The 11,258-nt window shown below is 57.2% G+C and carries 13 protein-coding genes and 1 pseudogene; 6 read left to right on the plus strand and 8 right to left on the minus strand.

What is annotated here, in order from left to right:
- Positions 1 to 191: 191 nt before the first annotated feature.
- The 4 genes from FKB36_RS13030 to FKB36_RS13045 all read right to left on the minus strand — a co-directional run bounded on the left by FKB36_RS13030 (position 192) and on the right by FKB36_RS13045 (position 3,056).
- The gene (locus tag FKB36_RS13030; protein WP_261598528.1) at positions 192 to 1,556 is read right to left on the minus strand and encodes a PFL family protein; all 1,365 of its coding nucleotides are present in this window, start codon (positions 1,554 to 1,556) and stop codon (positions 192 to 194) included.
- Between the two features lie 9 nt (positions 1,557 to 1,565).
- Positions 1,566 to 1,838 carry an ACT domain-containing protein gene (locus tag FKB36_RS13035; protein WP_261598529.1) on the minus strand — a complete coding sequence of 91 codons (273 nt, stop codon included), beginning with the start codon at positions 1,836 to 1,838 and terminating at the stop codon, positions 1,566 to 1,568.
- 175 nt (positions 1,839 to 2,013) lie between these two features.
- Positions 2,014 to 2,577 carry a cysteine hydrolase family protein gene (locus FKB36_RS13040; RefSeq protein ID WP_261598530.1) on the minus strand — a complete coding sequence of 188 codons (564 nt, stop codon included), beginning with the start codon at positions 2,575 to 2,577 and terminating at the stop codon, positions 2,014 to 2,016.
- The gene (locus tag FKB36_RS13045; protein ID WP_261598531.1) at positions 2,574 to 3,056 is read right to left on the minus strand and encodes a GNAT family N-acetyltransferase; all 483 of its coding nucleotides are present in this window, start codon (positions 3,054 to 3,056) and stop codon (positions 2,574 to 2,576) included. The genes FKB36_RS13040 and FKB36_RS13045 overlap by 4 nt, the downstream gene beginning before the upstream one ends.
- A gap of 379 nt (positions 3,057 to 3,435) precedes the next feature.
- Between FKB36_RS13045 and FKB36_RS13050 the strand changes: the two genes are divergently transcribed.
- The 4 genes from FKB36_RS13050 (at position 3,436) to FKB36_RS13065 (ending at position 5,907) form a co-directional block, all read left to right on the plus strand.
- The gene (locus FKB36_RS13050; RefSeq protein WP_390895723.1) at positions 3,436 to 3,927 is read left to right on the plus strand and encodes a putative immunity protein; all 492 of its coding nucleotides are present in this window, start codon (positions 3,436 to 3,438) and stop codon (positions 3,925 to 3,927) included.
- Between the two features lie 115 nt (positions 3,928 to 4,042).
- On the plus strand, positions 4,043 to 4,651 hold the full coding sequence (locus tag FKB36_RS13055) for a transglutaminase-like domain-containing protein (RefSeq protein ID WP_261598533.1): 609 nt from the start codon (positions 4,043 to 4,045) through the stop codon (positions 4,649 to 4,651).
- Between the two features lie 595 nt (positions 4,652 to 5,246).
- Positions 5,247 to 5,534 carry an antibiotic biosynthesis monooxygenase family protein gene (locus FKB36_RS13060; protein WP_261598534.1) on the plus strand — a complete coding sequence of 96 codons (288 nt, stop codon included), beginning with the start codon at positions 5,247 to 5,249 and terminating at the stop codon, positions 5,532 to 5,534.
- Between the two features lie 142 nt (positions 5,535 to 5,676).
- Complete coding sequence (locus FKB36_RS13065; protein ID WP_261598535.1) at positions 5,677 to 5,907, plus strand: hypothetical protein; 231 nt, start codon at positions 5,677 to 5,679, stop codon at positions 5,905 to 5,907.
- On the opposite strand, the gene FKB36_RS13070 is transcribed toward FKB36_RS13065, so the two are convergent.
- A complete protein-coding gene (locus FKB36_RS13070) occupies positions 5,894 to 6,052 on the minus strand; it encodes a hypothetical protein (protein WP_261598536.1) in 159 nt (52 codons plus the stop codon). The two genes, FKB36_RS13065 and FKB36_RS13070, sit on opposite strands and share 14 nt — an antisense overlap.
- On the opposite strand from FKB36_RS13070, the gene FKB36_RS13075 reads away from it, so the two are divergent.
- The gene (locus FKB36_RS13075; protein WP_261598537.1) at positions 6,051 to 6,551 is read left to right on the plus strand and encodes a shikimate kinase; all 501 of its coding nucleotides are present in this window, start codon (positions 6,051 to 6,053) and stop codon (positions 6,549 to 6,551) included. The genes FKB36_RS13070 and FKB36_RS13075 overlap by 2 nt on opposite strands.
- Positions 6,552 to 6,758: 207 nt before the next feature.
- Positions 6,759 to 7,313, plus strand: coding sequence for a DUF3795 domain-containing protein (locus tag FKB36_RS13080; protein ID WP_261598538.1), 555 nt, complete (start codon positions 6,759 to 6,761; stop codon positions 7,311 to 7,313).
- A gap of 440 nt (positions 7,314 to 7,753) precedes the next feature.
- Here FKB36_RS13080 and FKB36_RS13085 read toward each other — a convergent pair whose 3' ends face one another.
- From FKB36_RS13085 to FKB36_RS13095, 3 genes and pseudogenes are all read right to left on the minus strand, one after another.
- Complete coding sequence (locus tag FKB36_RS13085; RefSeq protein WP_261598539.1) at positions 7,754 to 8,338, minus strand: hypothetical protein; 585 nt, start codon at positions 8,336 to 8,338, stop codon at positions 7,754 to 7,756.
- Positions 8,339 to 9,383: 1,045 nt separating this feature from the next.
- Positions 9,384 to 9,746, minus strand: a pseudogene (locus FKB36_RS13090) (transposase); the annotation flags it as partial.
- Between the two features lie 255 nt (positions 9,747 to 10,001).
- Positions 10,002 to 11,162: an ISH3 family transposase gene (locus FKB36_RS13095; RefSeq protein WP_014867130.1), complete on the minus strand. Its 1,161-nt coding sequence runs from the start codon at positions 11,160 to 11,162 to the stop codon at positions 10,002 to 10,004.
- Between the last annotated feature and the right edge of the window lie 96 nt (positions 11,163 to 11,258).

Here is an 11,258-nt window from a genome sequence, read left to right on the forward strand (position 1 = left end):
TTCGGATCGCGGTGGGGGAGAGGCGTATGCCACCTCCATGACCCCGCAGCGCGAGGGGAACACTGCCCGCCTCCTCGCGGAGGTTCTCCGCGGAGTCTCCGGTGCGGCCGGGACCTTGCGGCGGCGCTCTCCGGGGCCTGAGGGGGACGCCGGACCGCCGGGATCAAAAAAAGGACGAACTCCCCGCCGGCTCAGTTCTTGAAACTGTGAATCGGTGCGGGGATCCGTCCGCCGCGGTTGATGAAGTCGGCGCAGCAAAATCCGTTCACCCTCTGCACCGGCGCATGCCCGAGGAGGCCGCCGAACTCGACGGTATCGCCGACGTCCTTTCCGATCACCGGGATCAGCCGGACGGCGGTCGTCTTATTGTTGATCATCCCGATAGCGGCCTCGTCCGCGATGATGCCCGCTATCGTCGAAGCGGGCGTGTCACCCGGGATCGCGATCATATCGAGCCCGACCGAGCATACGCAGGTCATCGCTTCGAGCTTCTCGATGGTGAGGGCACCGCGGTTCACCGCATCGATCATCCCCTGGTCCTCGCTGACCGGGATGAACGCGCCCGAGAGTCCGCCGACAAACGAACTCGCCATGATCCCGCCCTTCTTCACCTGGTCGTTCAAGAGCGCAAGAGCGGCCGTCGTCCCCGGGGCGCCGACCGACTCGAGCCCCATCTCCTCGAGGATCCCGGCGACGCTGTCCCCGACGGAGGGGGTGGGGGCGAGAGAGAGATCAACGATCCCGAAGGGGATCCCGAGCCGCTCCGAGGCCTCCTGGGCGACGAGCTGCCCGGCGCGGGTGACCTTGAAGGCCGTCCGCTTGACCGTCTCACAGAGTACCTCGAAGTTTTCTCCCCGGACGCCCTCGAGCGCGTGCTTGATGACGCCCGGGCCGCTTACGCCGACGTTGACGACCGCATCGGCCTCGGAGACGCCGTGGAACGCCCCGGCCATGAACGGGTTGTCGTCGGGGGCGTTGCAGAAGACGACCAGTTTCGCGCAGCCGATGGAGTTCCTCTCCTTCGTCGCCTCGGCTGTCTCCCGCACGATCTCCCCCATCAGTTTGACGGCGTCCATGTTGATCCCGGTCTTTGTAGAACCGACGTTCACCGAGCTGCAGACCCGGTCGGTCGCGGCGAGGGCCGCGGGGATCGAGCGGATGAGCGCCTCCTCGTTCGGGGTCATCCCCTTCGAGACGATCGCCGAGTACCCGCCGAGGAAGTTGACCCCGGTATCCCGTGCCGCCCGGTCAAGCGTCTCTGCGATCGTTACGAAATCCGCCGGCGACCTGCAGGCCCGCCCGCCGACGAGCGCGATGGGGGTTACCGCGATTCTCTTGTTCACGATGGGGATCCCGTAATCGAGCTCGATCTCCCTCCCGGTCGAGACGAGGTCTCTTGCGAGCCCCGTGATCTTCTCGTATATGTTCCGGTTCAGAGCATCGAGATCGGCGTCGCAGCAGTCGAGGAGGCTGATGCCGAGCGTGATCGTCCGGACGTCGAGCTTCTCCTGCTCGATCATCTTGTTGGTCTCGTTCACCTCGAGGATGTTGATCATGACGCCACCTCAGATGCGGTGCATCTTCGTGAAGATGTCCTCGCGCTGGCACCGGATCCTGACGCCGATCGCACCGCCGAGTTCGTCGAGTTCGGCCGCCATCTCTGCATACGGTTTTGTCGATCCGCTGGTGTCGACGATCATCATCATGTTGAAGTAGTCCTGCACGATCGTCTGCGAGATGTCCTCGACGTTGACCTCGTTCCCGGCAAGGTAGGTGCAGACCCTCGCGATGATCCCCACGGTATCCTTCCCGACAACGGTAATGATAGTCTTGCTCATGCCCTTCTCCCGTCCTTGTGTAGGTAAGGATTGGATGTGCCGGTGATTCAAGGTTTGCCGGGGAGCGTCGTCGCAAGATCGTTCACCCACGATCCCCGGTCGCGGACGGTGTTACCCGGTCTCTTCCGGAGCCTCTTGAGTACGCCCGAAGACGACCATGAGCGGGAGAATACCGCTACCCATATGCAATTTCCAGCGACCGGATCCATTCTGCGGTCGTCATCACCCGCGAGAATCGCATCTGCTGGGTCACGAGCACCGCCCGGTGAAGGTCGGCATCGGAGATCGTCCCGGCCCTGTTGGTGACGGAGATCGTCCCGGTGGCATCCGAGAGGAACTTCACGCCGTACCCGTTATGGAACGCCTCCCGGGCGGTCGAATCACAGCACATCTGGCTCATGTAGCCGGAAATGGTCACTGAATTGACGGAACGATCTCTAAGCCAGGCATCAAGGCCGGTATCGGTGAAGCTCCCGGGCAGGGCCTTCTCGACGAGCAGATCATACGGCCGCTTCTTCACCTCGGGATGGAGCTCCCATGCCGGGGTTCCAAACCGGAACGACAGGGCATCCGGAACAGTGCTGGTGTGCCGGATCACCACGACCGGGATCTCTGCAGCACATGCGGCATCCATTGCCTGAAGGATGCTGATTAAGCTCGTCTTCGGGTATGTTATCGGCAGATTGCCGGAGAAATATTCGTTCTGGACATCGATGACCAGTAATGCTTCCTTCATCATGCATCAGCCCCGTAAAATGCAATCCTGTTGATCTCCATCCGATAGAACTCCACAGGTTTTCCCTGGATCTCCTCTATGCACTCGCCGGTATTTCGGAAGTGCATCTCTTCATACAGTCTTTTTGCACGCGGATTATTCTTCCTTACAATAAGCCGGACGGTGCCGGTTGTAGTATCGGAAAATCCGTGCACAAGTGAGAGGTATGCGACGGTTCTCCCGAACCCTCGCCCGCATCTCTCCGGGTGGAGTGCGATCCGGAACTCGGCAATGCCGCCGGGCTCGCGTGCAATGATCGAAAGACCGGCAATCGTCCCTTCGTCGTCGGCGATAAGGATATCCGCGTCGGGTTTTTGCGAGTATTCATCCAGCCAGCCCCCGTCTCTGAGCGCGTAATCGAGATCGCCGAATTCAGCAGGGTAGGGAGGCCATCCTTTGATGACAGCGATGTCATCCTGAGTGATTTGACGAAGGAAAATCATTCTCGGTAGAACGTAATCTTATTTTATTCGTTATTAGAGGTGACGGCGAATAACCATAACAATCGGCGTACGAAGAGAAATTCTCGACGCGATTACAGGAAGAGTGAAAAACTGGAAATATTCAAGGGATTCAGGAAAACTGAAGTAATTCCGTCTCACAACCCCTCTCCAAGGCCCGTTTGCGGCCGTGGTGCCGGCCGGGGGATGGTCGTCCTGTAGGAGGACCGGTCTGTTCTCCGTTGCGGTGCTCATGGGTGAGGCGGGTCTGTGTAAGTCAACTTGCGTTGACTTAGAAGAGGGGTGTCGGTGTAAGTCAACCTATGTTGACGTAGCCTTCCCTGTGGCATCTCAAAATACTGGAAGCTCATACTACCTGTTCGTGAAAAAATACAGCAAACAGGACCAGATAAAGATGGCAGCCTGGGCCGCGGACTGCGCCGAGCGGGTGCTCCCGCTCTTTGAAGCGGCATACCCGGAGGACGACCGGCCGCGGAGGGCCATCGAGACAGGCAGGACGTGGGTCAGGACGGGCGTCTTCCGGATGGCCGAGATCCGCGGGGCGTCCCTTGGGGCTCATGCCGCGGCCCGCGATGCGAAAGAGGGGAGCGCGGCTCACTTCGCTGCGCGAGCCGCGGGCCAGGCGGTGGCGACCGCTCACGTCCCCCAGCACGCCTACGGAGGGGCTTACTATGCTTTGAAGGCCGTCGCGGCGGCCGACCCGGCGAATGCCGTGGTGAATGTTGCTACGGAGCGGGAGTGGCAGGCGGAAAGGCTCCCGGAGGGGCTCCGGGAGGAGATCATGGGGAGGATTGTTGTTGTGGAACGCGGGGGTGGGGTTGTTATCAAACTGCGGAAGGGGGAGGGGTTTTGAGGGTTTATACCGTTCGTGCCACACCTCACTCCGCACCCCGAAGGGTGCCACCGCCCGGGTGCTTAAATAATCCCGGCGCCAACGCAGTACAACCATCCGGCAACACCCTCCTCATATGACCGACCTGAGCATCTTCCTTGCAGAGCATCCCTGCATCGATTACTCGTCCCCGATTATCCGGGCGAAGGCTGAAGAGCTGTTCCCGGGAGCCGATAGCCCTCTTGAAAGGGTTCGGATCGCATACGAGTTCGTCCGCGACGAGATCCCGCACTGCTTCGATATCGGCTCGGACGTCATAACGGCGAGAGCCTCCGACGTACTCGCCAGGAAGACGGGGATCTGCCACTCCAAGGCAAACCTGCTCGCGGCCCTGCTCCGCGGGATCGGGATCCCCGCCGGATTCTGCTACCAGCACATCACCCTTGCGGACGACGACTCGCTCGGCTACTGCGTCCACTGCTACAACGCGGTGTATCTGGACGGCCGCTGGATCTTTCTTGATGCACGCGGGAATACGGGCGGCAGGCGTGCGCTCTTCTCGGTGGAGGAGCCAATCCTCGCGTATCCCAACCGGAGCGATTACGACGAATACTTCTGGAAAGGGATCTACGCATCGCCGCAGATGGGCGTCATGCGGATGCTCGCCGCCGCCACGACACGGCAGGACGTCATCGAGAACCTGCAGGACTATATCGAGGGCGAGCCCGATATCCTCGACTGGTGACGCGAGAGGCGAAGGTGCCTCTCCTCTGCCCTCTGCCTGGGCGGGTTGGGTACAATGGTTAGATCGATGGAAACGCCCCGCAAGAGAGTGTATAATGGGACAATCCGGTATGCAGGGAGCGGAGCAGGAGGCGGCGGAGCACGGTCGAGCGCCGGAATCTATCATCCTGTGTGTCGCCTTCCGCACCACCGGCGCATATACCACTCCATCGCCACGCCCAACGTATAGCAAACCGGATTGACCGGCACATCCACATGGTGGCGCCTCCCCTTATCGAGCCAGTCCTGATTCTTCCAGTAGGCGTGGCCCGCGGGGGTCTGTCACCCGACTTGCTGCAGGGGTCCGGTTAATTGGAACGCTATCACATCAAAGAGCCCGAGTCTCGCATGGGTTCCCATCCGGTGGGCAGCGCGGGGTTTCTATCAAATTGCAGAAGGGCGAGGGTTGTAAGAACCATCAAGTTCTCTGTATCCGATCCCTCCATAGATTGATCGGCACGACACCGTTCAGGATCGAAGAAACCTCTATATGCTCCTGGTTATACACAGGCTCGCCTGGGAATACTTACTTGTTGAAGTCTCCCGGGGAGGTTGTCATGTTCGTCAATATCGTGGAGTTCCCGCCGATCAAGAAAGGAAAAGACGAGGAGTTTAAGGAATGGTTCAAGGAGTCCAACGCGAGTTTCATGAAACACGACGGGTTTATTTCACGAAGGCTCCTGGTCTCGGATAAGGGATCGTACGCGGCGATCGTCGAGCACCTGAGTAAGGACACGTTCATGAAGATGCATACGAGCAAGGAGCACGAGGTTCTGCGCGCGAAAGGTGATATCCTGATGGACGGGAATCCGAAACCACACTTCTACGACGTTGTCGACCTGTAGCCCGGGTGCGGTGGCGTCTGTGGTTGTTCAGTATACGGTATCGATGTGAGGGTTGTAAAAATCGCAGATCTCTATTACCCCGGAGACCGTGCGAGGGGGAGGGATAATCTCACCCGGCGCCGAAGGTGCCGGTCGATCGAGCATGAAAGCCAAACACCTCGTCGGCGCACTCATAGGAGCATTTGTGGGGATAATCGGCCTGCTCTGGCTCCTGCAGGGCATGGGCATCCTCCGGATACGCCCCATACTCTGTATCGCGAACTGTGAGGAGATCGTCGGCCCGTCCCCGGTATGGGCGGTATCCGGGCTGATCGCCCTCGTCATCGGGGCTATCCTCGTCTTTGTGAGTATGAGAGGCGTCAGAAGATTCTGAGCGTCTGATCAACCTGCTGGCCGCCCAGCGGTATGAACATGACCCGGGCGGGGGCACATTTTTGGGCAAAACCTTCATCCGCCCCGGAATCCCACCAGAGTATCAACAAAGAGCCCTTCTCGCCGTCGGGCTCCGGGAGCACCATGCACCACCACGAAAACATCGTCCTCATCGGCATGCCCGGTGCGGGGAAGAGCACCGTGGGCGTCGTCCTTGCGAAGACGCTCGGGATGCAGTTCATCGACACGGATATCCTGATCCAGGAACGGACCGGGAGGATGCTGCAGGAGATCCTTGATGCGGACGGGCCGGATGCGTTCAAGCGGATCGAGGAGGAGATGATCCTCTCCCTCCACCCCCACCGTGCCGTGATCGCGACGGGCGGGAGCGTGGTCTGCAGCGAGGCCGCGATGGCGCACCTGAAGTCCGAAGGAGTGGTCGTGTATCTCGAGATCGCGTACGAGGAGATGACGGCGCGGCTCAAGAACATCACGACCCGGGGGATAGTCCTCCTCCCGGGCCAGAGCCTCCGCGGGATGTACGACGAGCGGGTCCCGCTGTATGAGAGGTATGCCGATCTCACCGTCGCGTGCTCGGGTAAGGATCTTGAGTCTGTGGTCGGGAACGTGATCGAGGCGTTGTGAGGGGGTCCGGGAATACACGCGGGGACGCCCGGCCGGAAGGCAGAGATCCGGGTTTGGGATAACCCCGGGGTTCCGGAAACCCTCTTCGAGCCCGGTTCACGGCCGGCGATCCGCCTCCGGAGCTGTTGAACACGGCCCCGATTGAGACCTACAGAACTCCCGCTACCATAAAAGATATCCGGCGAGATATCGCAGATAACAACGATCATGCACATCGAATATCCCGATATCGGTATCTGCGGACTCTCCTGTCGGCTCTGCCCCATGTACAACACCGGCGCAGAGAGCAGATGTTCGGGATGCAAGAGTTCACCCAGAATGGCTGTCGGCTGCCCGTTCATCACGTGCGCTGTCAAGAGAAAGGGGATCGAATTCTGCTGGGAGTGCGAGGAGAGCGAGACGTGCGAACGATGGAAGAACCACAGGGAAGCCGGTAAAGAACGCGATTCTTTTAAGTGCTACCAGACGCTTGAGGAGGATATCTCGTTTATCTCCCGGTACAGTGTATCCGAGTTTCAGCAGATACAGGAGCGGCGGGGGTTCTTACTCCGGGAGATGCTGAACAACTTCAACGAAGGCCGTTCGAAGAGTTATTACTGCATCGCTGCAACCGTTCTGGAACCCGGAGAACTCGAGGAAGCGCTCTCCCAGGCAAAAGAAGAATCCGGGGGGCTTGACGTCAGGGCAAGGTCGAAGGCTCTTCACCGGATTCTTGATGAGATTGCTTCAAAGAGACAGTATCGCTTAAAACTGAGGAAGTAGGTGCGGTGGCAACATCTCGTTTCATACTCCCTTAAACTTCTGACCAACCTGCATTACCATTCCGATTGCCCTTTCTGCTCTTGAGTGCAAGGCTCTCGTACCTATGCTCAAGCGGGTAGCGTTTACGCTCATAGGAGCACTTTTCGGAGTTACCACACATGGGCATCCTGGGCTCCGGTGAAGTTACCAGATTCCTGTTCAGCGGGCTGTTGGGAGCGCTTGTGGGAGGATACATCGGCTATAGGATTGCGATTCGATAAACCGGTACGAGAGATACCTTCTCGTTTCTTTTCCTTCGCCTCCTGCAGCAGAGACACCCCGGCAAAATGTATACTCTCCCGGATGGTGTCCCGCGTCCCGGTCATCCGGAGGAGGCAGTCCCGTTCACCTCGATCCCGCCTCTGAGACCAGTAACTGCTCTTCCTCATCCTCGACGAAGTTCACCGTAACAAGCTCCCTTCGTGCACGCCGAAGTCCGAGTAGGGTTCGTTCAGGAGCGTTCCCCGCAATGACGCGCCGTCGTCCGACTGGCTTTCCAGGCGGACCCAGACTCCTTTGGGGATCAGTTCTCTTTCTTTTGAGTACAGGATCACCGATACGTCGTCGAAATACCCCGGAGCCCTGAACCTGTCGAGGTCGACCCTCTTTCTTACTGCCTGGAGCGGTTCCGGTTCATAGTAGATCCGCCACCGCTGTTCTTCGAGCAGCGAGAGGCGGTTCGCTTCATCGTTCGAGAGGAGCGTATACGTCCCCACCTCATCGGCGTGGAGTATCAGCCCCTCGCCGTGGTTCTCGAAGTCCATGACGATCTCCGGCGGCTTTCCGGCCCCGGTCCGGCAGAGGGAATGGATGCGGAAAGTGATGCCCTCTTCGTGGTCGATGTAGAAGAAGCCGATGCACCTCTTCGCATCTGGGCGCATCAGTCCCTTCGCGGAGAGGAGGTCGGAGATGGCGGGGCCCAGCTCTGCGATTGCCCACCTGTCGATGATCTCGCGATCGGGGTAGGGTGCAGTTTCGTCGTTCATGGTTATGTACAGGGTTCTCATGTGAGCATGAAAGAGGTTTTGGATGTTCATGGGAGGTTTTTGATTTGCCAGGTGGGTCAATCGGGTGTGGGAGTTTGGGGTGGGGTGGTGGTTCTGGTTGGGGATTGGAACCTTTGCATATCCCACTGTAGGAATAGAGCGATTGGCTTTGTGAACAGACCTGAGTATATTCTTTGTCGCATGATCGCCTCAGATGTACCTTCCTGTAGGATTTAGATACTGGAATTGAACCATGTGATGAAGTCTTAGTTCCTATTTACTATCGAAGCCTTATCGAAGGCGATAGAAAACTAAATAAACCGCTGATCGACTAGTATGTGTGAGGGCACTATGGGTGCAGAATTTAGGTACATTTGCTCCAAATGCGGATATTCTATAGTGACATCGGGACCCTGGGAGTTTTATCGGGATAGATTGGGAAACCGCCGTCCCGCTGGACATCCTGTCCCTCTATTCTGTCTAGAGGGGCCGGGAATTTTTGGGCTGTCTGGAGAAGTCTATTGTCCAACATGCGATGAGGTATTTGATGTAGTTCTTGTAGAATTCAAGGAGCCGACTCTGGATACCTATGCTGTATGGTCTGGTCAATGTGAACCTACAGAGGAGTTCAAGAAGAAGGACGCTGTCCGATGTCCCCAGTGTGGGAATCCTCATCTAATTCTGGGACCTGATGAGGAAACAAAAACCCGCTGCCCTCGATGCCAAAACGGGGTTCTTAAAGGCAGAGTGGAGTGGATATCGTGATGAGGAGTCTCCTTTTTCTCTCCCCCCTACGTTTTTCCAGGTCTTCTTCCTTGGCTTTTACTGGGGAGAAAACTATTTTCCCTGTCTACCATTAAGAGCGGGAGACTGCATACGGGGTAGAGCGCACCGTTGGCAGGATGCTCTGTTTTACTACTTATCTTCCCTTTGTTGGAGCTTTTTCTGTATCTTCCCGGTGAATACGTATTCTAAATAGTACTACTATTGGGAAAGGGGGAAGAACATATTCAAGATCTGTCTCCTTTATGATCTTCTAATTTAATCGCCTCGCAGGATACTCTTTCATTATTGCTCGGTTGGTGATCTTGGTCCCGGTACTGTCAACGGCGATGTCCCCGGCAAAGAGCTCTGAAACGACTCTGAGCGGGAGATCCAGGCGTTGGATCCGAGGAAAGAGAGTGATATAGTCGGCTGCTTAGAGTGCGGGAGGAAATGTCGCAAGTTTCCGGGCAAACCTCTCCATCTGACAGTAGGGTATCTGCATGAAGACGCGAATACCGGCCATCCAGGTAATGAATCAGGTATTGATACGGCCGACCGCGTTTTCCGGCGTTTATCTGGGCAAGGATTTCATCTACTGGTCGATGAAGTCAGGTGGGAGGTAGAACACCCCGCGTCGCACCAAGCGTTCTTATATATACTCCAATCACAAGTGTCAGGGTACGGGCGGCCCCAGCGTTCTTTCTTGGTCATGAGAGGGCGGAAGGGGCATTCGTCTTCATTTTTGTGGTCGAAAGACTGGATTTGTTCAATACAGCAGGATTTTATTGGTCGTATGAAGGAATGACCTGCTAGGCACTGCGCGAAAGTTCCATGTACAGTACTTCGCTAAATCTCCCTCACCTCTCCTTCTGTTTGACCTTGTTCTACCATCCTTTCTCTAAACCCGTTGCCGTAACACCGTAATTCCTTTCACCATCCCCATCGATGCCCGGATCGCTTCCCAGATTATGAGTCGAAAAGCATCGAATCGAAACGCGCGCATTTCAATCGTTCGCGGTCCCTGCTTCACCGGCGAGAAATGTATCCATAAGAGAGCGATCCAGACGTTTTTCAGCAGAAACGAGATGATTGCATAGAGATACCGAATCACGGGGTTTCTTGTGCTCGTCCTGGGTTTCACCTGGTTGCGCATCCGGTAGGATGCCTCGATCGAGAACCGTGATCGGTAGATCCGGTGCACCCGGAGCGGATGCCAGGCAATACCGCCGACAACGTAGCCCAGATTCTCAGCGCCGTATTTTCCTCGTCTCCCCTTCGCATACTTCACGGCAATGGCAATCGTCAGGGGAAGTGATGGTTTTCCTCTCATCCGGTACTCGGCATACCGGGACTGCGTCCCCTGGAGCAGTGCTTTCATGCGGTTGCTCTGCTTCTTGACGGGAACGATGAACGGTACCTGCACCTGGGTCAGAAACCCGAAGACCTTCCGGGTATAGAACTCCCGGTCCAGGCAGAGGACCTCGACCTTGAGCCCGAGTTCGGCAATCCGGTCGAGGCACCGGGCGATGTACCCAACCTTTGCGATCCCCTGCCGCACCGGATACACGGCCAACGTCACCTGCCGGTCTCTGGTGGTCACGTAGAGGGTGATGTAGGAGTAGAATTCGTTCGTCGATTGCTTGCGTTTGCTTCGGAGGATATATGATTCGTTCTCGTCGGAAGTCTTCCCGTAGTACGGATCGTTGGTGTAGTCAATCGCAAACTGATACGCGTTCCCGGGTTTCAGGACGTGGTGCACGAGGTGGGTGAGGATAGCAGTGCTCTTCTGCTCCAGATCATCCATAGCCAGTTTGTTGAGATGATAGCGAAATGACGTCTCACAGGGTACATGCTCCAAAAACCCGGTGATCGAGTGAATCGATTGTTGCATCGCGGCCATGCCGACCAGAGCCTGAAACAGGTCGGTCTGGGTGAGCCGACCCTGGATCGGGATGGTGAGGTGCTGGTCCAGCGCCGCAATGGCGTGAGCACAACATTCTTTCGGCTTGAGGTCGTTACTCTTTCTGCAGGTCGTCTTCTTGCTTTTGGCAAAAGGCATGAGGGGACGCCTGCAAACGATATAAATCTTTCGTTTTTGTGCGGGTTTCCGGGTTCGGCAGAGAATATGCTGGTTCGAAAATTAGCGAAGTACTGA

This window comes from Methanoculleus formosensis, from assembly GCF_025384765.1.
Lineage (GTDB): Archaea > Halobacteriota > Methanomicrobia > Methanomicrobiales > Methanoculleaceae > Methanoculleus > Methanoculleus formosensis.